Raw genomic sequence first — 26,230 nt, forward strand, 5'->3', positions numbered from 1 at the left:
GCTCGTATTCCGCATGGGCCCCCTTCGGGGTGCGGTAAATCGGGATGTAATCCGGCGCCAGCCCCAAGTGGTCCGTCCAGAGGAGCGGGTTGGCCACATAGGTGGACGGATTCGGCGCGGGGGTGAGTCCGAGCGGGTCCGGGGTGAGATAGCGGGCCGTTTCGGGATCGTAGTGGCGGAAGTAGTTGTAATGGAGGCCGGTTTCGGGGTCGGCGTACTGGCCCGGGAAGCGCAGCGGAGTGTACGCGGTGCTCGCCGCGGCCCAGGCGGTGGCGCCCCAGAGGGTGGCGCGGGTGTGCCAGGCGACGTCGCCGTGCTCGTCGACCAGTTCGGTGGGGGTGCCGACGAGGTCGGTGACGATGGCGAAGAAGCGGGAGTCGATCTCTTCCTGGGCGCCGTCGAGCGGGGCGCCGTCGAGCGGGGCGCCGCCGAGGATGCGTTCGGTCTGGGCGATGGGCCGCAGGTCCTGGTGGTCCCAGGTGAGGGTGACCGGGTGCGGCAGCCGCCGCGCCGTGGTGGTCTGCTCGCACAGCGTGGTGCCGTCCCAGGTGAAGTCGACCCGTTCGGCGACCGTGGTGCCGTCGTCGGCGAGGCGGAGCTTGGCGATGCGGCGGCCCAGCGGGTCGTAGAGGTAGCGCGGTCCTCGGCGTCCCAGGCGTAGCGCCAGGTGTCGGGCTTGCGGGACAGCCGGGTCTTCTGCCGGAGGGTGATGCGGCCGAGCCCGTCGTGCTCGTAGCGGACGCCGCCCGCACGGGTGATGCGCGTGCCCTCGTAGCGGCGCTCGCCGGTGGCCTCGTGACCGGGGTGGCCCGCGGGCCAGGAGGCCGCGGTCTGGTTGCCCGCCTCGTCGTACGCGTAGGTCTCGGTCCATCCGGCCGCGTGGACGGCGGTGACCCGGCCGGTCACGTCGAGGTCGAGGTGCCGCGGTCCGTGGAGGGGGTCGTCCACGGCGGTGAGGTTGCCGTCGGCGCGGTAGGTGTAGCCGCGGTGCCGGACGCGGTCGCCGGACGGGCCGGTGACGGTCTGGGCGGTGAGGCGCCCGACCGGGTCGAAGGTGTGGCTGAGGGTGAGGGCGCCGCCGACGCGGCGGGTCAGCTCGCGGCCCGCGGCGTCGTAGGTGAAGTCCAGGGCGCGGCCGGAGGCGGTCATGCCGGTGCAGTGCCCCGCGGCGTCGTAGCTCCAGGTGGTGGTCGCGCCGGTCGCTGTGGTGCGGCCGGTGCGGCGGCCCAGCTCGTCGTAGCGGTACGTGAGGACACGGCCGTCGACGGTCTCCGAGCGCAGCCGGCCGTGGCGGTCGCGGAGCAGGGTGAGGGTGATGCCGTCGGGACCGGTGGCCTCGGCGAGCTGGTCGGTGAGGTCGTAGGCGTAGGTGGTGATCCGGCCGTCGGCGTCCTTGCGGGTGATCTGGCCGAGCGCGTTGCGGTCGTACGCGGTCGTCTGCCCCAGCGCGTTTGTGCGGGAGGTGAGACGGCCCGCCGGGTCGTGCTCGTAGGTGAGCGTGCGGTCGTCGAAGTCCGTCTCGGAGGTCAGGCGCCCCGCCGGGTCGTAGCCGTAACGCCACGTCAGGCCCTGTGGGTTGGTGACCTGCGTGAGGCGTAGTTCCTCGTCGTGGAGGAACCGGTAGCGCGCGCCGTCGGGGGTGGTGCGGGCGGTGAGCAGGTCGAAGTCGGCGTACTCGAAGCGGGTGACGCCGCCGATCCGGTCGGTGTGGCTGGTGCAGTTGCCCTCGCCGTCCCAGGTCCAGGTCTCGGTGGCGCCGTCGGGGTGGACGCGGCGGGCGAGCCTGCCCTCGACGGTCCACTCCAGCCGGGTGGTGGCGCCGGTCGGGTCGGTGACGGCGGTGATACGGCCGAAGGCGTCGCGCGCGTAGCGGGTGGTCGCGCCGAGCGGGTCGGTGAGCTCGACGGGGAGCCCGGCGCGGTCGCAGCGCACGGTGGTCGTGTGGCCCAGCGGATCGGTGACCGCGGTGAGACGGCCCGCCTCGTCGTAGGCGAAGCGGGTGGTCCGCCCGGCCGGATCGGTGGACGAGGTGCGGTTGCCGCGCTCGTCGTAGCCATGGCGGACGGTGGTGCCGTCGGGCCCCTTGACCTGGACGGGCAGGCCCAGATCGCTGTGGCGGATCGTGGTCTCGCGCCCGTCGGGCCGGGTGACGGCCACCGCGTTGCCGCTCTCGTCGTAGCGGTAGGCGGTGGTGTGGCCGAGCGGATCGGTGCGGGTGAGCAGGCGGTTGTGGCGGTCCCAGGTGTAGTGGGTGGTGTGGCCGAGGGGATCGGTCTCGGCGACCACCTGGTGGGCGGCGTTGACGAGGAAGCGGCGGGTGTGGCCCGTACCGGTGGTGGTCTCGGTGACGCGGTGGCCGGTCGCCTCGTCCACGGTGTCGTACGTCAGGTGGAGCGTCATGTGGCCCGCGCCGCCGCCCTCGGCGACGCAGCGGTCCCGGTCGTCGTAGGCGTAGCTGTACGAGTGCCCGTTGGTGTCGGTCCAGGAGGTGACGCGGCCCCGGTCGTCGTAGCCGAACCGGAGGGCCCGGCCCGAGGAGTCGACCACCTCGGTGAGATGGCCGGTCTCGCCGTAGCCGTACCGTTTCACCTCCTGGTCGGTGCCGTCCGGGGCCGCGCCCGCCAGATGGAGCGCCGTGATCCGGCCGCCGTGGGTGGTGAGGGTGAGGTGGTGACCGCCGCTGGAGACGATCGCGGTGGGGGCGCCGTCCCGGTCGTACTCGAAGGTGAGCCAGTTGCCGTTGCGGTCGTCGATCTGCTCCAGGACGGCGAGCTGCTCACCCCGGTCGGCGAAGTGCCATACGCGGCCGGTGCCCGGGTCGGTGACGACGTAGCCGCCGTCCGTGCGGTCGAGCGGACGGCGCGGGCCGTGGCTCGGCAGGACGGCGACGCCGGGGGCGGGGTGGGGGTAGTTGAGCAGCAGGCCGTCCTCGGTGACGAAGAGGACGCCCTCGGCGTCGATCTCCAGCCGCTGGTCGACGGTGGAGGCCCAGGACGGCCCGAACCACCGGCCCAGCCGGTAGCCGGACTCGACGCGGCGGGTGAAGACCAGGGGCAGCGTGCCGGGCAGCGAGACGTCGGTCTGCGGCAGATACATCCGGCCCGTCGCCATGTCGATCGGGTCGGAACCGTTGCTCTCCACCGCGTGCTGTTCGCGGGCGACCTGGTTCGGCCCGTGCGTCCCCGCGCCGCGTTCGGCGTCGCGGAGCGTCGTGCGCGCCGCGCTCTCGGCGCCCTCCTTGATCCCGAGGCGCAGTCCGCCCCGGGCGAGCCCCGCGCCCTTGGTGCCGATGAGTTCGGGGATGAGGCGGCCGACGAACTCGGAGGGGTCCTTCTTGAAGCCGTCGACGGCGGCGGTGACGATGCGTTCGGGGTGGGCGGCGGTGGAGACGAGGCCGGAGAGCGTCGTGGAGACGTTCTGCATGTACGCGGCGGGGTGGGTGAGGTTGTACGGATCGGTGGGGTTGAGGCCGCGGGCGAAGTTGAGCAGCCCCGCGGTGCCCTTGAGGGCGCCGCCGACGACATGGGTGAGCTCCATGTTCACGGCCTCGTAGCCGTCGACCAGGTTGTTGCCCAGACGGTCCAGCGGCGGGGGCTCGGCCGGGGCGTGGGCGAGCGCGGACTCGACCTTCTTCTGGGCGTCGGAGGCCGCGCTGTTGCGCTGCTTGCGGGCCTCGGCGAGCTTGCTGCGGGCGGACGCGACGTCGGCCTTGCCGGGGTCGTGGAAGGGGGCGGGCTTCGGGCCCGGGTCCTCGTTCGCCTTGAGCTTGGCGTTGTACGCGTCGGCCTTCTCGTTGTACGCCTTCACGGCGTCTTCCGAGGACTTCCTGCCCTTCTTGTACAGGTCGATGGCGTCCTGCGCCTGCCCCTGGGCCCAGGCGACGGTGTCGGCGTACGCGTCCAGCGCGCCGCCCGCCGTCTCGCAGGCCTCCGCCGCCTGGGCCCACTTGGTGGGGTGGAGGCCGAACTGCTCCCGGAAGCCCTCGCCGCCCTCGCCCTTCCAGCCGCCCGAGTCGACCTTCCGCATGCCCTGGACGACCTTGTCGAAGGCGGTGTGGAAGTCCTTGAGGTGCTTGGCGCTCTCCCGGATCTTGCCGGGGTTGCCGTGGACGAGTTCGTCGGCCTCCTCGGTCTCGCCGAGCTGCTGTTCGCCGGGGGTGGCGCCCAGGTCGGAGGCGACCTCGTCGCCCCAGTCCTCCACGGCGTCCGCCGCGTCGTCCAGCCCGACGTAGTCGAGCCCGTCGCCGACCTTGTCGGTGGCGTAGTCGATGCCCTCGCCGAGCTGCTTCTTGCCCTCGTCGATGAGGTCCTCACCGATGCTCAGGCCCTTGTTGACACCGCTCTTGAGGCCGTCGCCGATGTCTCCGAAGAGGCCCATCAGCCCTCACCGCCCTGGTCCGCCCCCTGCTGTCCGGCGGCCCGGGCGCGGGCCTCGGGAGAGGGGCCGAAGGTGTCGTCGAGCATCCGGTCGTACTCGGCGTCGGAGACCCCGAGCGCACCGTGCAGGTTCTCGGGGTTCAGGCCCAGCGGTCCGACCGTGTGGGAGGTCATCACGTCCCGGCCTGCGTCCTTCCAGCCCTGCGCGCTGTTGGCCATGGCCTCGTCGAAGGACTCCTTGCTGTAGTCCACGCCGCCGAAGGCGCCGGAGGTGGCGATGTCGCCCCAGCCCTGCTGGGTGACCTCCTCCTCGGAGGCGTACGGATTGCCGATCGCGGCGTTGGCGACGACCTTGAAGGTGCCCTCGACGTACTGTTCCGTCTCGTAGTACGTGCCCGCGGCCAGGCCGGTCTTCCGGGCCAGCGCGTTGCCCTCGTTGATCAGCGACCGCACCCCCCACTCCCAGCGCTCGCAGAACGAGGTGAACTGACCGGTCAGCCCCTCGTGGCCCAGCTCCAGGCCGGACAGGGCGATGTCCCCGAAGCCGCGCCCGGCCCCGGCCATGCCCACCATGCCCAGTTCCTTCAGCTCGGCCAGGGCCTCGGTCAGCCCCTTGGCGATCAGGCCCAGGCCGTCCGTCTTGAGGTCCTTGTCCCCCGCGGCGGTCATGTGGCATCCCCCTCGTCCTCGTCACGGTCGACGGCCGCCGCTTCGGGCACGATGCCGCGCACGGGCGGGAAGACCATGCCGTCCACGCCGTCCGCGCAGTCCAGCGCGACCCCGCAGGGCACCCCGGCGGCCGGGACCGCCACGTCGAGGAGCCGGGCGCCCAGGACCGTTCGATACGCCCACTCGCGGCGGTAGTCGTCGCGGGCCTGTGCGTAACGGGCCAGGGCCTGCTCGTTCGAGAACGCGAGGATGAAGCGGATGCCACCCCAGTCGGCGGTCAGCAGCCCCCGCTCGCCGTCCGGCCCGGGCTCCTCGCCCAGCGGCACCAGCACCGCCGTACGCCGGAACTCGCCCAGCAGCTCCGCGAACGCACGTCGTCGCGCGTCGGCTTCGGAATTCCCCCGTGCGCTGTTCCGCGGCGGCATGCCCGCCGCGCCCCCGTACTCAGACATACGGCCATCATCATGACCGCATCAAGCCAAAACAACGCCGGTGCCGTCACACACTCGTCACAACCCTTGCCATCGTGACGGATGGTGGGGTCGGCGTGTACGGCCGGTAGCGTCAGCCGCCGTACGCGCCGGAGGCGGTCAGGCGGAGGGCGGTGTCGATCAGCGGGACGTGGCTGAACGCCTGGGGGAAGTTGCCCACCTGGCGCTGGAGGTGCGGGTCCCACTCCTCGGCCAGCAGGCCCAGGTCGTTGCGGAGGGCGAGCAGCTTCTCGAAGAGCCTGCGGGCCTCGTCCACCCGGCCGATCATCGCCAGGTCGTCGGCGAGCCAGAACGAGCAGGCGAGGAAGGCGCCTTCGTCGCCCTCCAGGCCGTCCACGCCCGCGTCCTCGCCCGCGGTCGGGTAGCGCATCACGAAGCCGTCGGAGGTCGACAGCTCGCGCTGGATCGCCTCGATGGTGCCGATGACCCGCTTGTCGTCCGGCGGCAGGAAGCCCATCTGCGGGATGAGCAGCAGCGAGGCGTCCAGCTCCTTGGAGCCGTAGGACTGGGTGAAGGTGTTGCGCTCGGCGTCGTAGCCCTTCTCGCACACGTCCCGGTGGATCTCGTCGCGCAGATCCCGCCAGCGGTCCAACGGGCCGTCCACGTCGCCCGATTCGATGAGCTTGACCGTGCGGTCGACGGCGACCCAGGCCATCACCTTGGAGTGCACGAAGTGCCGGCGCGGACCGCGCACCTCCCAGATGCCCTCGTCGGGCTCGTCCCAGTGCTCCTCCAGGTAGCGGATCAGCTTGAGCTGGAGCACGCTCGCGTAGTCGTTGCGGGCCAGGCCCGTCATATGGGCCAGGTGCAGCGCCTCGGTGACCTCGCCGTAGACGTCCAGCTGGAGCTGGCCCGCCGCGCCGTTGCCGACCCGGACCGGCTGGGAGTTCTCGTAGCCGGGCAGCCAGGTCAGCTCGGCCTCGGACAGCTCGCGCTCACCCGCGATGCCGTACATGATCTGGAGGTTCTCCGGGTCGCCCGCGACCGCGCGCAGCAGCCATTCGCGCCAGGCGCGCGCTTCCTCGCGGTAGCCGGTGCGCAGCAGGGAGGACAGGGTGATCGCCGCGTCCCGCAGCCAGGTGAAGCGGTAGTCCCAGTTCCGTACGCCGCCGATGTCCTCGGGCAGCGAGGTGGTGGGTGCGGCGACGATGCCGCCGGTGGGGGCGTAGGTGAGCGCCTTGAGGGTGATCAGCGAGCGGACGACGGCGTCCCGGTAGGGGCCGTGGTACGTGCAGTGCTCGACCCACTCCCGCCAGAACGCCTCGGTCGCCTCCAGCGCGGCCTCCGGCTCGGGCAGGGCGGGCTGCTCCTTGTGCGAGGGCTGCCAGCTGATGGTGAAGGCGATCCGCTCGCCGGGGGACACCGTGAAGTCGGAGTAGGTGGTGAGGTCCTTGCCGAAGGTGTCGACGTCGGTGTCCAGCCACACCGAGTCGGGACCGGCGACGGCGACCGTCCGCGAATCCACCTTGTGCACCCACGGCACGACCCAGCCGTACGAGAAGCGCATCCGCAGGCTGGAGCGCACCGGAACCCGGCCGCTGACACCTTCGACGATCCGCACCAGCTGCGGGGCGCCGTCCCGCGGCGGCATGAAGTCGATCACGCGGACCGTGCCGCGCGGGGTGTCCCACTCCGACTCCAGGACGAGCGAGTCGCCCCGGTAGCGGCGGCGGTCGGCGACCGGCGGCTCGCTTCCGGCGTGGGCGGGACCCAGCCGCCAGAACCCGTGCTCCTCGGTGCCGAGCAGACCGGCGAAGACGGCATGGGAGTCGAAACGCGGCAGGCACAGCCAGTCGACCGTCCCGTCCTTGCAGACGAGGGCGGCGGTCTGCATATCCCCGATGAGTGCGTAGTCCTCGATACGCCCGGCCACGTGCTTCCCCTATTCGAACGGCCGCATTGCCCCTGCGGGCGTGCTGTACGGTCTCCGGAAATATTGGACGAGCTCTTGTTCCGGGGGCGAGCTGGTGGTGCCGTGCCGGGGCTCGTAGCGTTTCGTCCGAGCAGGATACGACGCAGGACAGTGATCCGCTTGAGCCCGTCCATATCGTGGCTCGCGTCACGACCGCCGATCGGGTGGCGGGATCACGGGTGGGTGTCCGTGCGCCCCGAGCGGTCGCGTACGGGCGGTGGCTGTCGCGATACGCGAGGTGACGCGAGGCGAAATCCGGTGACGCGAGGTGCGGACGATACGCGTTCTGTTGTCATGACAGCGTACGGTGCGGCGGAGGTGCGGCGGGCCGTGCCACGCGGACGGGCTCCAGCGGCCGCCCCGGGGCACTGATACCCTGGTAGCCCGTGGAGCGGCGGGCACAAAACCCCCGAACCTCAGCGACGGCACCCCCGCGACAGCGGGGCCGCAGCCGGACCGCACCCTCACGACGCGACCACGGGAGCCCCCTTTTGGCCATTGCCGCTAAGCCCATGACGACCAAGCACCTCTTCGTCACCGGGGGTGTCGCTTCCTCACTCGGCAAGGGCCTGACCGCCTCCAGCCTCGGCGCGCTCCTCAAGGCGCGGGGTCTGCGGGTCACCATGCAGAAGCTCGACCCGTACCTGAACGTCGACCCGGGCACCATGAACCCGTTCCAGCACGGTGAGGTGTTCGTCACCAACGACGGCGCCGAGACCGACCTGGACATCGGCCACTACGAGCGGTTCCTCGACGTCGACCTCGACGGCTCCGCCAACGTGACCACCGGCCAGGTCTACTCCAGCGTGATCGCCAAGGAGCGGCGCGGTGAGTACCTGGGCGACACGGTGCAGGTCATCCCGCACATCACCAACGAGATCAAGCACCGCATCCGGCGCATGGCCACCGATGACGTGGACGTCGTCATCACCGAGGTCGGCGGCACCGTCGGCGACATCGAGTCGCTGCCCTTCCTGGAGGCCGTCCGCCAGGTCCGCCACGAGGTCGGCCGGGACAACGTCTTCGTGGTGCACATCTCCCTGCTGCCGTACATCGGCCCGTCCGGCGAGCTGAAGACCAAGCCCACCCAGCACTCGGTCGCCGCCCTGCGCAACATCGGTATCCAGCCGGACGCCATCGTGCTGCGCGCCGACCGCGAGGTCCCGACCTCCATCAAGCGCAAGATCTCGCTCATGTGCGACGTGGACGACGCCGCGGTGGTCGCCGCCATCGACGCCAAGTCGATCTACGACATCCCGAAGGTGCTCCACTCCGAGGGGCTGGACGCCTACGTCGTCCGCAAGCTGGACCTGCCCTTCCGCGACGTGGACTGGACCCAGTGGGACGACCTGCTGAAGCGGGTCCACCAGCCCGACCACGAGGTCACGGTCGCGCTCGTCGGCAAGTACATCGACCTGCCCGACGCCTATCTGTCCGTCACCGAGGCGCTGCGCGCGGGCGGGTTCGCCAACAACGCCCGAGTGAAGATCAAGTGGGTCACGTCCGACGACTGCAAGACCGCCGCCGGTGCCCGGCAGCAGCTGGAGGACTGCGACGCGGTCTGCATCCCCGGCGGCTTCGGCGACCGCGGCGTCATCGGCAAGGTCGGCGCGATCACCTACGCCCGCGAGAACAAGATCCCGCTGCTGGGTCTCTGCCTCGGCCTCCAGTGCATCGTCATCGAGGCCGCGCGGAACCTCGCGGGCATCTCCGGCGCCAACTCCACCGAGTTCGAACCGGCCGCCACCGACCCGGTGATCTCCACCATGGCCGAGCAGCTGGACATCGTCGCGGGCGAGGGCGACATGGGCGGCACCATGCGGCTGGGCATGTACCCGGCCAAGCTCGCCGAGGGCTCGATCGTCCGCGAGGTCTACGACGACCAGCCGTACGTCGAGGAGCGTCACCGCCACCGCTACGAGGTCAACAACTCCTACCGCGGTGAGCTGGAGAAGAAGGCCGGACTGGTCTTCTCCGGCACCTCCCCCGACAACAAGCTCGTCGAGTACGTCGAGTTCCCGCGCGAGGTCCACCCCTACCTCGTCGGCACCCAGGCCCACCCCGAGCTGCGCTCCCGGCCGACCCGCCCGCACCCGCTCTTCGCGGGCCTGGTGAAGGCGGCAGTCGAGCGACAGACCGCTGGTCAGGACAAGGCCGCCGGGGCCTGACCGATACGGTTGACGGGGGGGCGCCGGCCGCTCCGGGCGGCCCGCCGCCCCCGGTCAACCGCATGCGGAAAGGACGCTGAGGCAGAGCAATGGGCATCCAGGACACCCCCGAGGAGTGGCGGACCGTCGCCACCGCCACGCCGTTCACCGGCAACAAGACGAGCGTGCGCACCGACGAGGTCGTCATGCCCGACGGCACCACCGTCACGCGCGACTACCAGGTCCACCCCGGCTCCGTCGCCGTCCTGGCCCTCGACGACACCGACCGCGTCATCGTGCTGCGCCAGTACCGCCACCCGGTCCGCCACCGGCTCTGGGAGATCCCGGCCGGTCTCCTCGACATCCCCGGCGAGAACCCGCTCCACGCCGCGCAGCGCGAGCTGTACGAGGAGGCGCACGTCAAGGCCGAGGACTGGCGCGTGCTGACGGACGTCTACACCACCCCCGGCGGCTGCGACGAGGCCGTACGGGTCTTCCTCGCGCGGGAGATCTCGGCGGCGGACGGGGAGCGGTACGAGGTCTCCGAGGAGGAGGCCGACATGGAGCTGGCCCGGATCCCGCTGGACGAGCTGGTACGCGCCGTCCTGGCCGGTGACCTGCACAACAACTGCCTCGCGGTGGGCGTCCTGGCCCTCCACGCCGCGCTCGCGGGCGACGGCGTGGAGTCCCTGCGCCCAGCCGACGCCCCCTGGCCGGCCCGCCCGTTCGAGCCGTAACCCCACCGGACCGGGGGAGAGTCGCTCAGCGGGGCCGTGCCGCTTGCCCCTGTCCGGGGCGTGCTACCCGTCGCACCATCCGATGGGGTGATTTTCGGTCCGCGTCACCGGCCCGGAGTGCCCGGGACCTGACGCGGAGTGAACTACGCTCGTATGAACCCTGACCGCAGCCGCGGCGGGCTCGTATGCGCAGGTGGACGGGAGTGGGGCCCGTGGCGGAGCAGGCGGTCGACACCGACGGGGAGCCCCTGGGCGAACCCGCGGACGGGGACGCGGACGGAGTGCCTCCGGCACGCGGCGCGGCCGACGGCGGGGTGTGGAGCGGCGCGACGCGCGCGGTGCTGTTCGCTGCCGCCGCCACGGTGGGCCGGGGGTTCGCGGGCCGCCGCCGGGAGCTGCTCGCGCTGCGGGCCGACATCGACCGCGCCGGGCTCGACACGATCGCGGGCCGCAAGGCCGCCCGCAGCCGGGTGCTGCTCATCGCGGGGCGCCCCGGCTGGGGCCGTACCGCACTGGCCGAGGAGCTGGCCAGGCGGCTGGCGGACGACTACCCCGACGGGGTGCTCCAGGCCCGGCTGATGACGTCCTCCGGCGACCCCGTACCCACCGAGCGCACCGCCCGTGACCTGCTGGTCAGGCTGGGCGTGACCGCTCCGCCCGGCGCGGACGAGGACGAGCTGGGCGAGATGCTCCGCGGCGCCCTCGACGGCAAGCGGATCCTGCTGCTGCTCGACGACGTGGCGGGAGCCGAGCAGGTGGACGCGCTGCTGCCGGACGAGCCCGACTGCCTGGTGGTCGCGGTCTCGCGGGGCCCGCTGACCGGCGTCCCGGACGTCCGCCCGTGCACCGTCGGCGGGCTGGACGTGAGCGCGGCGGTGGGGCTGCTGGCGCAGTACACCGGGCCGACCCGGATCACCTGCGACCCGGTGGCCGCGCAGACCCTGGTCGAGGAGTGTGCCGGCCAGCCCGCGGCGCTCGTGCTCGTCGGCGGCTGGCTCGCCGCCCGGCCCGAGGCGTCGGTGTCCGACGTCATCGAGCGGCTGCGCGAACTGCCGCCGGCCGACGGGGACGTGGACCGCGGGGCCCGCCCGCTGGCCCGCGCCTTCCGGCTGGCGTACGGCTCGCTGCCCCCGGCCGCCGCCCGGATGCTGCGGCTGCTGGTGCTGGCGCCCGCCGGGTCGGCCGACGCGCACACCGCGTCCGCGCTGGCCGGATGCTCGGTGGCGGACGGCCGGGCGGCGCTGGAGGGCTTCGCCGGGTACGGGATGCTGCGGCCGCGCGAGAAGGGCCGGTACGAGCTGCCCGGCTGCCTCGACCCGCTGCTGCGCGCGCTGCTGGAGGCGACGGAGCGCCCGGCGGAGGTGGAGCTGGCCCGGGCGCGGATGCTGGAGCGCACCGTACGGCAGCTGCACGCCTGCCGCCTGGCCGCCGAACCGGCGGGCTCCCCGGCGCGCAAGAAGCTGGCGGCGCTGCCGACGTCGCTGCGGTTTCCGTCGAAGGAGGCGGCGGGGGAGTGGCTGGAGAGCCGGATGCCCACGCTGGTCGAGGCCGCCCGGGTGGCCGTCGAGGCCGGTGAGGTCGACACCCTGGCCCGGCGGCTGGTGGCCGCGCTGACCCACGCGCTGACCGCGCACCGGGGTGCCGAGGGCGCGGCGCCCGAACTGTACGGGCTGCACCAGCTGGTGCTGGACGTGGCCCGGCGCCGCGACCTGCCGGTGGAGCGGGCGGCGGCGCTGCTGAACCTGGGCGATCTGGACGCGGGCGCGGGCCGGATCGACGCCGCGCTCGCCCGCTACAAGGGCGCGCTGGAGGCGGCCCGCGCATCGGGCGATCCGTATACGACCGGGCGGGCCCTGGAATCCATCGGCGCGACGTACCAGGAGCTGGAGGACTGGAGCCGCGCCGCCGACTGGTACGGCCGGGCCCTGGAACTGCGGCTGAGCCGCCGCGACCTGGCCGCCGAGGCCCGGCTGTACGCCCGGCTGGGCACGGTCCGCGGCTACGCGGGCCGCTGGGCCGAGGCGCTGCGCGACTGGCGCGCCGCCGCGGCCGCCTGCCGCCGGGCCGGGGACCTGGAGGGGTACGCGCGGGCGCTGAGCGGCACGGCGAAGGCCCAGGAGAAGACGGGGCGGTCGAAGGAGGCGCTGCGCTCATGGGCCGAGGCGGCCGCGGCGGCGCGCCGGGCGGACGAGTGGAGCAGGTCACAGCGCGAGGAGGGCACATGACGCCGGAAGCCCGCGAACCCCGGGGATGAAGGGAGATCGCGAGTCGACCTACGAAATAAGTGGTGGTCTCGCGAAAGATTGAAGCAATGCAAGGCTAGACAGCGCGACGTCCTTCATTACACTGGCTGTACCGCGATCGCAGCGGTGGTTTTCGGCATGCGGACCCGGTTCGTTTTGCCGGTCTATGGCCGGTTCCGGCCGGTCTACGACCGGTTGTGGCCGGTCAAGCCCTTAGTCCCCCCATATCAAGGACCGTGATCGACGTGAAGGTCGGTATCCCCCGCGAGGTCAAGAACAACGAGTTCCGTGTGGCCATCACCCCCGCCGGCGTGCACGAGCTCGTGCGCAATGGCCACGAGGTCTTCGTGGAGCAGAGCGCCGGTCTGGGCTCCTCCATCACCGATGAGGAGTACGTCGCCGCCGGCGCCGGGATCCTCGCCACCGCCGACGAGGTCTGGGCCACCGCCGACCTGCTGCTGAAGGTCAAGGAGCCGATCGCGGAGGAGTACCACCGGCTGCGCAAGGACCAGACGCTCTTCACCTACCTCCACCTCGCCGCGTCCCGCTCCTGCACCGACGCGCTGCTGGAGTCGGGCACCACCGCCATCGCGTACGAGACCGTCGAGGCCGCTAACCGCGCGTTGCCGCTGCTCGCCCCGATGTCCGAGGTCGCGGGCCGGATCGCGCCGCAGGTCGGCGCGTACCACCTGATGCGCTCGGCCGGCGGCCGCGGCGCGCTGCCCGGCGGCGTGCCCGGCGTGGCCGCGGCCCGCGCGGTCGTCATCGGCGGCGGCGTCTCCGGCTGGAACGCCGCGCAGATCGCCATCGGCATGGGCTTCCACGTGACCCTGCTCGACAAGGACATCAACAAGCTGCGTGAGGCCGACCGCATCTTCGGCAACAAGGTGCAGACCATTGCCTCCAACGCCTACGAGCTGGAGAAGGCGGTCCTCGAGGCCGACCTCGTCATCGGCGCGGTCCTCATCCCCGGTGCCAAGGCGCCCAAGCTGGTCACCAACGAGCTGGTGTCCCGCATGAAGCCGGGAAGTGTCCTTGTCGACATCGCCATCGACCAGGGCGGCTGCTTCGAGGACTCCCGCCCCACCACCCACGCCGAGCCGACCTTCACGGTCCACAACTCGGTCTTCTACTGCGTCGCCAACATGCCCGGCGCGGTGCCCAACACCTCCACCCACGCGCTCACCAACGCGACGCTCCCGTACATCGTCGAGCTGGCCAACCGCGGCTGGCGCGAGGCGCTGCGCCGGGACGCCGCGCTGGCCAAGGGGCTCAACACCCATGAGGGACAGGTCGTCTACGGGCCCGTCGCCGAGGCCCACGGACTGCCCTCCGTCGAACTGACCTCGCTCATCGGCTGAGGCCGCGCAGCCGGTCAATCCACGGAGACGGCACGTCAACGCGAGCCGTCAACATCAGGTCAACACCGAGCATCCGGCCGGGTCTTGTCGCACGACAGGACCCGGCCGCAGGTGTGTCCGGAACGCCCCGGATCAGGCCCGGCCAGGGCTTCGGTCAACTCGCCCTGAATGTAACTATCCAGACGCTTTGGGGGGTGGTGAAATCTCCGCGGCGCCCCTCATACGCCCTTGACATCGGGGTGTTCGATTGCCGACACATCGTGCCGTGTCCGGTGGATTGTGTTGCTGAGGACCGCCGACACGCCATAGAGTCGCCAACCGTCGGCATGGTGTCACGCTGACCTATCGAGAAATTTCCTGGTCACCAAGGAGGTAGGACGACTTGTGAATGAGTCGACATTTTCTCCCGGGGGTGGTCAACCAGGACCGGCTGCGCGGGGCCAGGGCCCCTCGGGGCTCGAGGCTGTCGGCTCCGTCGCTGTCCGTACCTTCGCAACCCACCAGAGCGTGACGAGCATGACCACAGCCCACCAGAGCCACAGCATGGACGGCCATCACGTGAACGCCATGGCCGGCGACCAGGGGGGCAACGAACCCGCCCGCTTCGCCGACTACGACGACCTGCCCGACGGGCACTTCTACGACCCGGACGCCGAGTACGAGCCCGATCCCGAATACGCGGCCACCCTCGCCCCCGACGCGGCCCGCCAGCGACGCGAGCGCATCGGTCCGACCGGTCGGCCGCTGCCGTACTTCCCGATCCCGGGGCCGCTGACCGACCACGGCCCCGCGAAGATCATCGCGATGTGCAACCAGAAGGGCGGGGTCGGCAAGACCACGTCCACCATCAACCTGGGCGCGGCCCTCGCCGAATACGGACGCCGGGTCCTGCTCGTCGACTTCGACCCGCAGGGCGCGCTGTCGGTCGGCCTCGGGGTCAACCCCATGGAGCTGGACCTCACCGTCTACAACCTGCTCATGGAGCGGGGCATGTCGGCCGACGAGGTGTTGCTGAAGACGGCCGTGCCCAACATGGACCTGCTGCCCAGCAATATCGACTTGTCGGCCGCCGAGGTGCAGCTCGTCAGCGAGGTGGCCCGCGAGTCCACCCTCCAGCGGGCGCTCAAGCCGCTGATGGCGGACTACGACTACATCGTCATCGACTGCCAGCCCTCGCTCGGCCTGCTCACCGTCAACGCGCTCACCGCGGCGCACAAGGTGATCGTGCCGCTGGAGTGCGAGTTCTTCGCGCTGCGCGGTGTGGCGTTGCTCACGGAGACCATCGAGAAGGTCCAGGAGCGGCTCAACCCCGACCTGGAGCTCGACGGCATCCTCGCCACGATGTACGACTCGCGCACCGTGCACAGCCGTGAGGTCCTCGCCCGCGTGGTCGAGGCGTTCGACAATCACGTCTACCACACGGTCATCGGCCGTACGGTCCGCTTCCCGGAGACCACCGTCGCCGGTGAGCCGATCACCACGTACGCGTCCAACTCCGTCGGTGCCGCCGCCTATCGCCAGCTCGCCAGGGAGGTGCTCGCCCGGTGTCACGCCGAGTGAGTCTGCCGGGAGCCGACGAACTGTTCCGCACCACCGGAGGGATGGGGCTCCAGTCCTCCTCGCCCGCGTCCGGCCGCCGCCAGGCGAACGGCGAGGCCCCACGGGTCCCCGCCCCCGCCACCGAATCCGACCCGGGCGGCGGCGAGGCGGCGCCGGGCGGCGCCCGGGCCGAAGGCGGCGAGCAGTCCGGCGCGGCCGAGCACAGCGGCCGGGAGACCACGCCCCAGGACGCGGGCGGCGGACGCCCCGCCGCGGCGGCCGCGGCCGGGACCGGGCCGGGATCCGGGGAGCGGCCCGCCAAGGGCCGTCAGGCGCCCGACGGCGCGTCCCCACCCGCCCAGGGCGGCCCCGCCCGCCGCCGCGCCCGCGCGGCCAACCGGCGCCCCAGCGGGCGCGAACGCCACGACGAGAAGATCACGGTCTACGTCTCCGCCGAGGAGCTGATGGACCTCGAACACGCGCGACTGGTGCTCCGCGGCGAACACGGACTCGCGGTCGACCGCGGCCGCATCGTCCGCGAGGCGGTCGCGGTCGTCCTCGCCGACCTCGAGTCGCGCGGCGACGCGAGCATTCTGGTGCGCCGCCTGCGCGGCCGCTGACCGGGCGGGCGATAGCCTGCCCGGATCGCGCGGGCTGACCCGCCCGGCCCTGAGCACCCTGGACCGCGATGCCGACCAACGACCCGCACGATCCCCCGCCCCGCCGCCGCCCCCTGGGCCGAGGCCCCGGCGCGGCCCCGCCCGCGTTCGAGGCCGCTCCCGCCCCGGCCCGGGACACCCGGAGCACCCCGGCGGCCGAGACGGACACGGAGGCCCAGGACGCGGCAGTCGCCCCGGTTGAGCCCGCGGCGCCGGACGCGGCGGCCCGCCCCACGGCAAGGGACCCAGGGAGTACGGCGCAGGCCGCCGACCCTGCCGTCGACGCGACCCCGGGCAGCGGACCTGACGAGTCCGCCGAACCCGCGCACGAGCGGGCGGAGGGCGAGGACGACGACGGCGCGGACGTACGGCCCTCGTCTGCCGCGCAGGACCACGGAGGCCCCGGCGGGCTCCCGGCGGAGGCCGGAGCCGCCGCCGCGGACGGCACGGCCGCCGCGGATCGCGACGCGGCCGGAGACGGCTCGGCCGCTGAAGACAACGACGCCGCCGAGGACGGCAACGGCACGTTCATCTTGCGGCTGGACAACTTCGAGGGGCCCTTCGACCTGCTCCTCCAGCTGATCTCCAAGCACAAGCTGGACGTCACCGAGGTCGCCCTGTCCAAGGTCACCGACGAGTTCATGGCGCACATCCGGGCCATGGGGCCGGACTGGGACCTCGACCAGACGACCGAGTTCCTCGTGGTCGCGGCGACCCTGCTCGACCTCAAGGCGGCCCGGCTGCTGCCCGCCGCCGAGGTGGAGGACGAGGCGGACCTGGCGCTGCTTGAGGCGCGGGACCTGCTGTTCGCGCGGCTGCTCCAATACCGCGCGTACAAGCAGATCGCGGACATCTTCCACGACCGGCTGGTCGAGGAGGCCCGCCGCTACCCCCGTACCGTCGGGCTGGAGCCGCACCACGCCGCCCTGCTGCCCGACGTCGTCATCCGCGTCGGCCCCGAGGGGTTCGCGAAGCTCGCCGTGAAGGCGATGCAGGCCAAGCCCAAGCCGCAGGTGTACGTCGACCACATCCACGCCCCGCTGGTGAGCGTGCGGGAGCAGGCGGAGGTGGTGGTGGGGCGGCTGCGGGAGCTGGGGGAGGCCACTTTCGCCGCGCTCACCGAGGACGCACCGGACGTGCTCACCGTCGTGGCCCGCTTCCTGGCGCTGCTGGAGCTGTACCGGGAGCGCGCGGTCCTGCTCGACCAGCCGGAGGCGCTGGGGTCGCTCCTGGTGCGCTGGACGGGCGGCGCGGAGGACGGACAGCGGCCGCTGGTCACCGATGAGTTCGACCAGGAGGCGCAGCCGGAGAAGGCGCAGGCACAGAAGGCGCAGGCACAGGAGGTACGGACATGAGCGAGCCGGTCACCGCAGCCGAGACCGAGACCGAGACCGGGACCGAGACCGGGACCGAGCCCTCGGAGGTCGCGGCGCTCGACCTCAAGCCCGCGCTGGAGGCCGTCCTCATGGTCGTCGACGAACCCGCCACCGAGGAGCACCTCGCCAAGGTGCTGGACCGCCCGCGCCGCGCGATCGCGGGGGCGCTGCGGGAGCTGGCGGACGAGTACACGGCGCAGGGCCGCGGCTTCGAGCTGCGGCTGGTCGCGGGCGGCTGGCGGTACTACACCCGGCCCGCGTACGCCGCGGCCGTCGAGGGCTTCGTCCTGGACGGCCAGCACGCCCGGCTCACCCAGGCCGCTTTGGAAACCCTCGCGGTGGTCGCGTACCGTCAGCCGGTCAGCCGTTCCCGCGTCTCCGCCGTCCGCGGCGTCAACTGCGATGGCGTGATGCGCACCCTCCTCCAGCGCGGACTGGTGGAGGAGGCGGGCACGGAACCCGAAACAGGTGCGATCCTGTACAGGACGACGAACTACTTCCTGGAGCGGATGGGTCTGCGCGGCCTGGACGAGCTTCCCGAGCTGGCACCGTTCCTCCCCGAGGTGGACGCGGTCGAGGGCGAGTCCCAGGAGGGCGTGCCCTCGTTCGACCCGGACGCACCGGACACAGATGACAGCAGCCACTCTCAGACGGAAACTTGATGCGAAGCAGCGGCAGGAACAGCAGGGGCAGCGGTAGCGGCGGCAGCGGTAGCGGCAGCAGCGGCGGCAAGAACTACCGGGGGGCCGGGAACGGGCGCGACGACAAGCAGAAGCGCACCGGTCGCCCCCGCCCCGAGGAGCGCCGTTACGACGCGGGCGCCCCGAAGCCCAGCGGCGGCGGCCCCCGGGGCGGCGCGGCCAAGAGCGGTGCCCCCAAGGGCGTCGGCGGCCGCGGCCGGAAGCCGAACGCCCCGGCCCGCCCGCGCGAGTACGAGGCCCAGATAGAGGAGCGGAACCGGGCCCGCCACAACAAGCCGCAGACCAAGCTGCCCAAGACCTTCGGCGAGCAGGACGGCGAGCGGCTCCAGAAGGTCCTGGCCCGCGCGGGCATGGGGTCGCGCCGTTCCTGCGAGGACCTGATCGACCAGGCCCGCGTCGAGGTCAACGGCAAGATCGTCACCGAGCAGGGGCTGCGCGTCGACCCGGAGAAGGACGAGATCAAGGTCGACGGGCTGACCGTCGCCACCCAGTCGTACCTGTTCTTCGCGCTGAACAAGCCCGCCGGTGTGGTCTCCACCATGGAGGACCCGGACGGCCGCCAGTGCCTCGGTGACTACGTCACCAACCGCGAGACCCGGCTCTTCCACGTCGGCCGCCTCGACACCGAGACCGAGGGCATCATCCTGCTCACCAACCACGGCGAGCTGGCCCACCGCCTCACCCACCCCCGCTACGGCGTGAAGAAGACCTACCTCGCCGCCATCCAGGGCCCCCTGCCGCGCGACCTCGGCAAGCAGCTCAAGAACGGCATCGAGCTGGAGGACGGCTACGCCCGCGCGGACCACTTCAAGGTGGTCCAGAACACCGGCAAGAACTACCTCGTCGAGGTCAGCCTCCACGAGGGCCGCAAGCACATCGTCCGCCGCATGCTCTCCGAGGCCGGCTTCCCGGTCGAAAAGCTGGTCCGCACCGCCTTCGGCCCCATCGCCCTCGGCGACCAGAAGTCCGGCTGGCTCCGCCGCCTCACCAACACCGAGGTCGGCATGCTGATGCGCGAGGTGGACCTCTGACCGCGCCCGTCGGGCGCCCGGCGACCGGATCCCTGCTCGGGCTGGCGCTCGGTGACGCCCTCGGCTTCCCGACGGAGTTCAACGACGTGCCGTCGATCCTCGCCACGTGCGGGCCGTGGCGGCAGATGGAGCTGCCGGGGCATCCGGGGACCGCGTACGTCACGGACGACACCCAGATGACCCTGGCGCTCGGCCGCGGGTTGCGCACGGCGATGGAGCGGGGCTACCTCGCGCCGCTGCGCTTCACCCGGCCGGTGCGGGAGGAGTTCGTCGAGTGGTGGCGTTCCCCGGACAACAACCGGGCGCCCGGTGCCACCTGTCTGCGGGCCTGCCATCTGCTCAGCCAGGAGGAGCGTCCCTGGGCGGAGGCGAGCCAGCTCGGCTCCAAGGGCTGCGGCGCCAATATGCGCGTCGCGCCCCTCGGGCTGGCACCCGGGCTGACCGGCGACCAGCGGGCGGGGGCCGCGCAGCTCCAGTCCGCACTGACCCACGGGCATCCGACCGCGCTCGCCGCGAGCGAGCTGACGGCGCACGCGGTGTACGTGCTGGCGCAGGGCGCCCGCCCGGCCGAGCTGCCCGGTCGCTTGCGCGCGTACGCCGAGGAGAACCGCACCCGCTACCGCGAGGACTGGCTGGGCGACCTCTGGCGGCACTCCCACGACCCCTCGCCCACGACGTTCATGGCACGCGGCTGGGACGAGTGCCTGGGCGTCCTCGACCGGCTGGACGACGCGCTGCGCGCCCCCGACCCGGAGGCCGATCCGTGCCTGGCCACCGGCGCGGGCTGGATCGCGGAGGAGGCGCTGGCCACCGGGCTGCTGTGCTTCCTGCTCCTCCCCGAGGAGCCGGTGCTCGCCCTGCGCCGGGCCGCCTGCTCCTCCGGCGACTCGGACTCGATCGCCTGCCTCACCGGCGCCTTCGCCGGTGCGTATCTGGGCGCCGGGGCATGGCCGGCCGAGTGGACCGGGCGGATCGAGTACCGGGAGGAACTGCTGGCGCTCGGCTCCCTGTGGGACGCGTGAGGGGGCGCGGTTCCGGCTGGTTAGGCTGATCGGGGACACTGGGGACGCGTACGGCGTGGGGACACGCGGGAGACGTGGCACGGGCAGCACGGGCAGAGCAGGCGCAGGGAGCACAGACGTGGCGGTACGAGCGGTCCGCGGGGCGGTTCAGCTGGAGCGGGACGAAGCGGGACACATGCAGGAGCAGGTCTCCGAGCTGATGACCGCCATCCTGGAGCGCAACAGCCTGGTGCCGGACGATCTGATCAGCGTCTGGTTCACGGCCACGCCCGATCTGCACAGCGACTTCCCCGCGGTGGCCGCGCGCAAGCTGGGGATCACCGATGTGCCGCTGATCTGTGCGCAGGAGCTGGACATCGCCGGGGCCATGCCGCGGGTCGTCCGGATACTCGCGCACGTCGAGACCGACCTCGCCAAGACCGACGTCGCCCATGTGTACCTCGGCGCCGCGGCGGCCCTCCGCAAGGACATCGCCCAGTGAGAACAGCCCTCGTCATCGGTACCGGACTGATCGGTACCTCCGCCGCGCTCACCCTCGCGGGCCGCGGCATCCACGTGCACCTCGCCGACCACGACGCGGACGCGGCGCGGACCGCGGAGGCGCTCGGGGCCGGTACGCAGGAGGAGCCGGACGGGCCCGTGGACCTGGCGATCGTCGCCGTGCCGCCCGCGTACGTGGCGCGGACGGTGGCCGATGTGCTGCGCCGGGGGGTGGCGCGGGCGGTGCTGGACGTGGCCAGCGTCAAGGGCGGGCCGCGGCGGGAGCTGGAGGAACTGGGCTGCGACCTGACCCGGTACATCGGTACGCATCCGATGGCCGGGCGGGAGCGCTCCGGGCCGCTGGCGGCGACCGCGGACCTGTTCGAGGGGCGGCCGTGGGTGCTCACACCCGGCGCCGACACCGACACCGAAGTGCTCAATCTCGCACTGGAACTGGTCGCGCTGTGTCGCGCCGTGCCCGTGGTGATGGACGCCGACGCGCACGACCGGGCCGTGGCGCTGGTCTCGCACACCCCGCACCTGCTCTCCAGCATGGTCGCGGCGCGGCTGCGGGACGCCGACGAGACCGCGGTACGGCTGTGCGGCCAGGGCATCCGCGATGTGACCCGGATCGCGGCCTCCGACCCCGCGATGTGGATCGACATCCTGTCGGCCAACCCCGGCCCGGTCGCGGACGTGCTCGCCGCGGTCGCCGCCGACCTGGACGAGACGGTACGGGCGCTGCGCGCGCTCCAGTCGGCCGACGACGCCAAGCGCGGCGGGGGAGCGGCCGGGATCGAGGACGTGCTGCGCCGCGGCAACGCCGGGCGTGAGCGGGTGCCGGGCAAGCACGGCGCCGCCTCGGCCGTCTATGAGACCGTGACGGTTCTCATCGGCGACCAGCCGGGCGAGCTGGCCCGGATCTTCGCCGACGCGGGCCGGGCGGGCGTCAACATCGAGGACGTGCGGATCGAGCACGCCACCGGCCAGCAGGCGGGCCTGATCCAGCTGATGGTGGAGCCCGCCGCCGCGCCCGGTCTGACCACGGCCCTGCGCGAGCGGGGCTGGTCCATCCGCCAGTGACGTCCGGCCGTGACGTCCGGCCGTGACCGGGAGCCCCGGATGAGCCAGTAACCTTGTCCGGGGCTCCAACCAAGCTCCGTTCAACCCAGCCCCGTGCATACGAAAGGTGTCTGTCACCGTGGAAACCGCCGCCCGGACCGCCCCGGCAGCAGTGATTGTCGCGATCGACGGCCCCGCAGGCACGGGCAAGTCCAGTACCTCCAAGGCCGTCGCGGCCAAGCTCGGCCTCGGCTACCTGGACACCGGCGCCCAGTACCGGGCGATCACCTGGTGGATGGTGAACAACGGCATCGACGTCGAGGACGCCGTCGCCGTGGCCGACGCCGCCCGCAAACCGGTCATCGTCTCCGGCACCGACCCGGCCGCCCCGACGATCACCGTCGACGGCACCGACGTCTCGGCGCCGATCCGCACCCAGGAGGTCACCTCCCGGGTCAGCGCGGTCAGCGCGGTCCCCGAGGTGCGCCAGGTGATCACCGAGCTCCAGCGGACGATCGCCACCGAGGCGCCGCGCGGCATGGTGGTCGAGGGCCGGGACATCGGCACCACCGTGCTCCCGGACGCCGACCTCAAGATCTTCCTCACCGCCTCGGCCGAGGCGCGCGCCGCCCGCCGCAGCGGGGAGCTGAAGGGCAAGGACGCCTCCGACCTGGCCGCCACCCAGGCCGCGCTCGCCAAGCGGGACGCCGCCGACTCGGGCCGTAAGGCGTCGCCGCTGGCGAAGGCGGACGACGCGGTCGAGGTCGACACCACCGACCTCACCCTCGACCAGGTCATCGAGTGCGTGGTCACGCTGGTCGAGGAGAAGCGGGCCGCCGCATGACCGCCACCGCCGACCCGGCGCTGCCGAGCGCGGCCGGTGCCGCGGTGGGGCGCGGGATCGGCATCGGCCTGATGTACGGGCTGTGGCGGCCGCGGGTGCTGGGCGCGTGGCGGATCCCGTCCGCCGGGCCCGTCATCCTGGCCGGGAACCACTCCCACAACATCGACGGCCCGATGCTGATCGGCACCTCGCCCCGGCCGCTGCACTTCCTGGTCAAGAAGGAGGCGTTCACCGGGCCGCTGGACCCGTTCCTGCGCTCCATCGGCCAGCTGAAGGTGGACCGGGAGAGCGCCGACCGCACCGCGATCACCCATGCGCTGGGCGTGCTGAAGCGCGGCGGGATGCTGGGGATCTTCCCCGAGGGGACCCGCGGCGAGGGCGACTTCGCGTCGCTGCGCTCGGGGCTCGCGTACTTCGCCGTACGGTCCGGCGCCCCGATCGTGCCGGTGGCCGTGCTCGGCACCGGCGAGCAGCGGCGGGCCGACGGGCGGGCCCGGGCGCTGCCGCGGCTGCGCAGCCGGATCGACGTGGTCTTCGGCGACGCGTTCCAGGCGGGCGACGGCAGCGGCCGGCGGACCCGGGCGGCGCTGGACGAGGCGACCCTGCTCATCCAGAAGCGTCTGGGCGAGCACCTGGGGGACGCCAGGCGGCTCACGGGCCGCCACAACGAGACATAACCCGTGCGCCCAGGAGGGCGCGCGGCACTGAGGGACGACGAGGACATCACTTCATGAACGACCAGATCCACAGCGGCGGCGACGAGCACGGAGAGCTGGGCGACGCCGAGTACGCGGAGTTCATGGAGCTCGCCGCGCAGGAGGGCTTCGACCTGGAACAGGTCGAGGGCGACCTCGCCGCGGCGGGGCACGGCCCGCTGCCGGTGCTCGCCGTCGTCGGCCGCCCGAACGTCGGCAAGTCGACCCTGGTGAACCGGGTGATCGGCCGCCGCGAGGCGGTCGTCGAGGACAAGCCAGGCGTCACCCGCGACCGGGTCACCTACGAGGCCGAGTGGTCCGGCCGCCGCTTCAAGGTGGTCGACACCGGCGGCTGGGAACAGGACGTGCTCGGCATCGACGCGTCCGTGGCCGCCCAGGCCGAGTTCGCCATCGAGGCCGCCGACGCGGTGGTCTTCGTGGTGGACGCCACGGTCGGCTCGACCGACACCGACGAGGCCGTCGTCAAGCTGCTGCGCCGGGCCGGGAAGCCGGTCGTGCTGTGCGCCAACAAGGTCGACGGCCCGAGCGGCGAGGCGGACGCGGCGATGCTGTGGTCGCTCGGCCTCGGCGAGCCGCACCCGGTCTCCGCCCTCCACGGCCGCGGCACCGGCGACATGCTCGACGCGGTGCTGGAGGCGCTGCCCGAGGCCCCGGCCCAGACCTTCGGGGCCACGCTCGGCGGCCCGCGCCGCATCGCGCTCATCGGCCGCCCGAACGTCGGCAAGTCCTCGCTGCTCAACAAGGTGGCGGGCGAGGAGCGGGTGGTCGTCAACGAGATCGCGGGCACCACCCGCGACCCGGTGGACGAGCTGATCGAACTCGGCGGGATCACCTGGAAGTTCGTGGACACCGCCGGTATCCGCCGCCGCGTCCACCTCCAGGAGGGCGCCGACTACTACGCCTCGCTGCGCACCGCGGCCGCCGTGGAGAAGGCCGAGGTCGCGGTCGTCCTCATCGACACCAGCGAGCCCATCAGCGTCCAGGACCAGCGGATCGTCACGATGGCCGTGGAAGCCGGGCGCGCGCTGGTCATCGCGTACAACAAGTGGGACACCCTCGACGAGGAGCGCCGCTACTACCTGGAGCGCGAGATCGAGACCGAGCTGGGGCAGATCCAGTGGGCGCCCCGGGTCAACGTCTCGGCCCGCACGGGCCGTCACATGGAGAAGCTCGTCCCGGCGATCGAGACGGCGCTGGCGGGCTGGGAGACCCGGGTGCCGACCGGGCGGCTGAACTCGTTCCTCGGCGAGATCGTCGCCTCCCACCCGCACCCGATCCGCGGCGGCAAGCAGCCCCGCATCCTGTTCGGCACCCAGGCCGGAACCCGGCCGCCGCGGTTCGTCCTCTTCGCCTCGGGCTTCCTGGAGGCGGGCTACCGCCGCTTCATCGAGCGGCGGCTGCGCGAGGAGTTCGGCTTCGAGGGCACCCCGATCCAGATCTCGGTGCGGGTGCGCGAGAAGCGCGGCCGCAAGAAGTAACCGTTGAAGGGGCGCCGTCGCTTCCGGTGACGCCCCTTCAACGCTCGCGCTCAGTACCGCCCGTCGCGCTGGCCGGGCGGCAGCGCGGGGAGGTACGTGCGGTAGTACAGCCCGCCGGTGTCCCAGGCCCCGCCGTGGCCGCCGCTGGTCAGGCCGCGGGGCTGGCCGATGGCGCTGAACGCGACGAACCCCAGATCCTCCTCGTCCGACCGGTCGCCGGGCAACGCCCGGAACAGCCGCCGGTACTCCGCGTACAGCGCGTCGTAGATCGGCGTCGCGGAGTGCCGCCACGGGTCGGGCGACGCCTCCAGCGCCGGGCGCATGGCCGGGATGTGGGCGTACGAGGGGGAGCGGTAGGGGAGGTCGTATCCGTGCACGTATGTGCCAACGACCAGGCCGCCCAGGGGATGCGGCATGGGCGGCGAATGGGCCGCTTGGGTCAGGCAGCGGCAGCCCGGGACGGGGTGGGTCACCGGATCAGGTGCCCGCGAGCGGCATCGAGGCGCCGACCAGCGCGCCGCGCGCCGCGGCCCGGTCCAGGGCGGCGCGCAGCTGGTCCTCCCGCGGCTGGGTGCCGATCGTGCCCGCCGCCGCCGCGTACACCAGGACCTGCTGGGAGCGGCCCACCGCGCTGCGCCAGCCCTCGCTGAGCGGCATCGGGCTGTGCGCCTGCCACCAGGCCACCGGGGAGCCGCCGCCCGCCGCGGGCATCAGCACCGCGTGCAGCTGTCCCATGGCGAGCAGCACCGACCAGCCGGGGATGGCCACCGGCGGCCGGCCGAGGTCGACCACGGGCAGGAAGCCCTGCTCGGTGAGGAGCGGGAGGAAGTCGTCGCCGTGCCCGGTCGCGCCGGGCCGGGTGATCGGCCCGGTCGGCTCGACGACCAGCGCCGGGCGCTGCTCCCCGCCCACCAGCACCACCCCGCTGGTGACGCCGAGCACCGCCTGCTGCGGCGGCGGGGCGGAGTAGGCGTGGGCGGCGGGGGCGGAGTAGGCGGGGGCGGGCTGCGCGGGCGGCGGTGGCTCGGCCCCGTACGGCGCGGATTCCTCGGCGGTGATGGACCGGACCGCACCGGCCAGCTGCTCCTCGGAGACCGGGACGACCTGGGAGGGAACGCAGGTGGCGTGCGCGAACGCGAGCACGGCGGTCTCCTGCCCCACGAACAGCACCGTGCTGGTGCGCTCCTGGTCGGAGTTGCCGGGGGTGCGGCAGGACGTGCAGTCGTAGGCGCCCGGGGCGTTGTCACCGGCGAGCAGCCGGTCGGCTTCTTCGTCGCCGATCTCGGCGCGTACGTCATCGCTGACGTCGAGCATGCGCGGCACGGGTGGCTCCTCGGTCTCGGTCCGTGGGCCGGGCGGTCCCCGGCTCATACGTAGACAACGGCC

Annotated in this window: 20 protein-coding genes and 1 pseudogene; 15 read left to right on the plus strand and 6 right to left on the minus strand. The window is 72.6% G+C overall.

Features of this window, described 5'->3' with window-relative positions:
* Positions 1-40: 40 nt before the first annotated feature.
* The 4 genes and pseudogenes from LCH29_RS05755 to LCH29_RS05770 form a co-directional block, all read right to left on the minus strand.
* Positions 41-4,377 (minus strand): annotated as a pseudogene (locus tag LCH29_RS05755) (putative T7SS-secreted protein); the annotation flags it as partial.
* The gene (locus LCH29_RS05760; protein WP_446460594.1) at positions 4,377-5,045 is read right to left on the minus strand and encodes a hypothetical protein; all 669 of its coding nucleotides are present in this window, start codon (positions 5,043-5,045) and stop codon (positions 4,377-4,379) included. The gene LCH29_RS05760 and the pseudogene LCH29_RS05755, both read right to left, overlap by 1 nt.
* On the minus strand, positions 5,042-5,497 hold the full coding sequence (locus LCH29_RS05765; RefSeq protein WP_446460595.1) for a hypothetical protein: 456 nt from the start codon (positions 5,495-5,497) through the stop codon (positions 5,042-5,044). The genes LCH29_RS05760 and LCH29_RS05765 overlap by 4 nt, the downstream gene beginning before the upstream one ends.
* 112 nt (positions 5,498-5,609) lie before the next feature.
* Positions 5,610-7,409 (minus strand): glycoside hydrolase family 15 protein, encoded by a 1,800-nt coding sequence (locus LCH29_RS05770; protein WP_446460596.1) that lies wholly within the window; start codon positions 7,407-7,409, stop codon positions 5,610-5,612.
* Positions 7,410-7,960: 551 nt separating this feature from the next.
* Between LCH29_RS05770 and LCH29_RS05775 the strand changes: the two genes are divergently transcribed.
* The 15 genes from LCH29_RS05775 to der all read left to right on the plus strand — a co-directional run bounded on the left by LCH29_RS05775 (position 7,961) and on the right by der (position 24,844).
* Positions 7,961-9,616 (plus strand): CTP synthase, encoded by a 1,656-nt coding sequence (locus tag LCH29_RS05775; RefSeq protein ID WP_123100684.1) that lies wholly within the window; start codon positions 7,961-7,963, stop codon positions 9,614-9,616.
* An 89-nt stretch (positions 9,617-9,705) separates the two neighbouring features.
* The gene (locus LCH29_RS05780) at positions 9,706-10,332 is read left to right on the plus strand and encodes an NUDIX domain-containing protein (protein WP_446460597.1); all 627 of its coding nucleotides are present in this window, start codon (positions 9,706-9,708) and stop codon (positions 10,330-10,332) included.
* A 212-nt stretch (positions 10,333-10,544) separates the two neighbouring features.
* Positions 10,545-12,557 (plus strand): tetratricopeptide repeat protein, encoded by a 2,013-nt coding sequence (locus LCH29_RS05785; RefSeq protein ID WP_446460598.1) that lies wholly within the window; start codon positions 10,545-10,547, stop codon positions 12,555-12,557.
* 263 nt (positions 12,558-12,820) lie between these two features.
* Positions 12,821-13,936 carry an alanine dehydrogenase gene (ald, locus tag LCH29_RS05790; RefSeq protein WP_446460599.1) on the plus strand — a complete coding sequence of 372 codons (1,116 nt, stop codon included), beginning with the start codon at positions 12,821-12,823 and terminating at the stop codon, positions 13,934-13,936.
* Between the two features lie 543 nt (positions 13,937-14,479).
* Positions 14,480-15,496 carry a ParA family protein gene (locus tag LCH29_RS05795; RefSeq protein ID WP_039939394.1) on the plus strand — a complete coding sequence of 339 codons (1,017 nt, stop codon included), beginning with the start codon at positions 14,480-14,482 and terminating at the stop codon, positions 15,494-15,496.
* Positions 15,481-16,095, plus strand: coding sequence for a hypothetical protein (locus LCH29_RS05800; protein ID WP_446460600.1), 615 nt, complete (start codon positions 15,481-15,483; stop codon positions 16,093-16,095). Before LCH29_RS05795 ends, LCH29_RS05800 begins: the two co-directional genes overlap by 16 nt.
* Positions 16,096-16,163: 68 nt before the next feature.
* Positions 16,164-17,489, plus strand: a complete 1,326-nt coding sequence (locus LCH29_RS05805; protein WP_446460601.1) for a segregation and condensation protein A — start codon at positions 16,164-16,166, stop codon at positions 17,487-17,489.
* The gene (gene scpB / locus LCH29_RS05810; protein ID WP_446460602.1) at positions 17,486-18,172 is read left to right on the plus strand and encodes an SMC-Scp complex subunit ScpB; all 687 of its coding nucleotides are present in this window, start codon (positions 17,486-17,488) and stop codon (positions 18,170-18,172) included. Before LCH29_RS05805 ends, scpB begins: the two co-directional genes overlap by 4 nt.
* A complete protein-coding gene (locus LCH29_RS05815; RefSeq protein ID WP_446460603.1) occupies positions 18,172-19,242 on the plus strand; it encodes a pseudouridine synthase in 1,071 nt (356 codons plus the stop codon). Before scpB ends, LCH29_RS05815 begins: the two co-directional genes overlap by 1 nt.
* Positions 19,239-20,264, plus strand: a complete 1,026-nt coding sequence (locus LCH29_RS05820; protein WP_446460776.1) for an ADP-ribosylglycohydrolase family protein — start codon at positions 19,239-19,241, stop codon at positions 20,262-20,264. Before LCH29_RS05815 ends, LCH29_RS05820 begins: the two co-directional genes overlap by 4 nt.
* A gap of 118 nt (positions 20,265-20,382) precedes the next feature.
* Positions 20,383-20,745, plus strand: coding sequence for a chorismate mutase (gene aroH, locus LCH29_RS05825; protein ID WP_009719026.1), 363 nt, complete (start codon positions 20,383-20,385; stop codon positions 20,743-20,745).
* The gene (locus LCH29_RS05830; RefSeq protein WP_446460604.1) at positions 20,742-21,827 is read left to right on the plus strand and encodes a prephenate dehydrogenase; all 1,086 of its coding nucleotides are present in this window, start codon (positions 20,742-20,744) and stop codon (positions 21,825-21,827) included. Before aroH ends, LCH29_RS05830 begins: the two co-directional genes overlap by 4 nt.
* A 118-nt stretch (positions 21,828-21,945) precedes the next feature.
* Positions 21,946-22,650 (plus strand): (d)CMP kinase, encoded by a 705-nt coding sequence (gene cmk / locus LCH29_RS05835; protein ID WP_446460605.1) that lies wholly within the window; start codon positions 21,946-21,948, stop codon positions 22,648-22,650.
* A complete protein-coding gene (locus LCH29_RS05840) occupies positions 22,647-23,327 on the plus strand; it encodes a lysophospholipid acyltransferase family protein (protein ID WP_446460606.1) in 681 nt (226 codons plus the stop codon). Before cmk ends, LCH29_RS05840 begins: the two co-directional genes overlap by 4 nt.
* Before the next feature lie 53 nt (positions 23,328-23,380).
* A complete protein-coding gene (gene der, locus LCH29_RS05845) occupies positions 23,381-24,844 on the plus strand; it encodes a ribosome biogenesis GTPase Der (protein WP_446460607.1) in 1,464 nt (487 codons plus the stop codon).
* Between the two features lie 50 nt (positions 24,845-24,894).
* On the opposite strand, the gene LCH29_RS05850 is transcribed toward der, so the two are convergent.
* Both LCH29_RS05850 and LCH29_RS05855 read right to left on the minus strand, forming a co-directional pair.
* The gene (locus LCH29_RS05850) at positions 24,895-25,260 is read right to left on the minus strand and encodes a hypothetical protein (protein ID WP_385442191.1); all 366 of its coding nucleotides are present in this window, start codon (positions 25,258-25,260) and stop codon (positions 24,895-24,897) included.
* A gap of 61 nt (positions 25,261-25,321) precedes the next feature.
* A complete protein-coding gene (locus tag LCH29_RS05855) occupies positions 25,322-26,215 on the minus strand; it encodes a hypothetical protein (RefSeq protein WP_446460608.1) in 894 nt (297 codons plus the stop codon).
* Positions 26,216-26,230: the final 15 nt, after the last annotated feature.

The organism is Streptomyces sp. BRA346 (genome assembly GCF_052851135.1).

Excerpts from the sequence above, each read along its gene's own strand:
- LCH29_RS05795 (WP_039939394.1), top strand. The coding sequence starts at position 14,480 with ATGGACGGCCATCACGTGAACGCCATGGCCGGCGACCAGGGGGGCAAC.
- LCH29_RS05775 (WP_123100684.1), top strand. The coding sequence starts at position 7,961 with ATGACGACCAAGCACCTCTTCGTCACCGGGGGTGTCGCTTCCTCACTC.
- scpB (WP_446460602.1), top strand. The coding sequence starts at position 17,486 with ATGAGCGAGCCGGTCACCGCAGCCGAGACCGAGACCGAGACCGGGACC.
- LCH29_RS05765 (WP_446460595.1), bottom strand. The coding sequence starts at position 5,497 with ATGTCTGAGTACGGGGGCGCGGCGGGCATGCCGCCGCGGAACAGCGCA.
- LCH29_RS05850 (WP_385442191.1), bottom strand. The coding sequence starts at position 25,260 with ATGCCGCATCCCCTGGGCGGCCTGGTCGTTGGCACATACGTGCACGGA.
- LCH29_RS05805 (WP_446460601.1), top strand. The coding sequence starts at position 16,164 with ATGCCGACCAACGACCCGCACGATCCCCCGCCCCGCCGCCGCCCCCTG.
- LCH29_RS05855 (WP_446460608.1), bottom strand. The coding sequence starts at position 26,215 with ATGAGCCGGGGACCGCCCGGCCCACGGACCGAGACCGAGGAGCCACCC.
- LCH29_RS05780 (WP_446460597.1), top strand. The coding sequence starts at position 9,706 with ATGGGCATCCAGGACACCCCCGAGGAGTGGCGGACCGTCGCCACCGCC.
- LCH29_RS05760 (WP_446460594.1), bottom strand. The coding sequence starts at position 5,045 with ATGACCGCCGCGGGGGACAAGGACCTCAAGACGGACGGCCTGGGCCTG.
- der (WP_446460607.1), top strand. The coding sequence starts at position 23,381 with ATGAACGACCAGATCCACAGCGGCGGCGACGAGCACGGAGAGCTGGGC.
- LCH29_RS05840 (WP_446460606.1), top strand. The coding sequence starts at position 22,647 with ATGACCGCCACCGCCGACCCGGCGCTGCCGAGCGCGGCCGGTGCCGCG.
- LCH29_RS05815 (WP_446460603.1), top strand. The coding sequence starts at position 18,172 with ATGCGAAGCAGCGGCAGGAACAGCAGGGGCAGCGGTAGCGGCGGCAGC.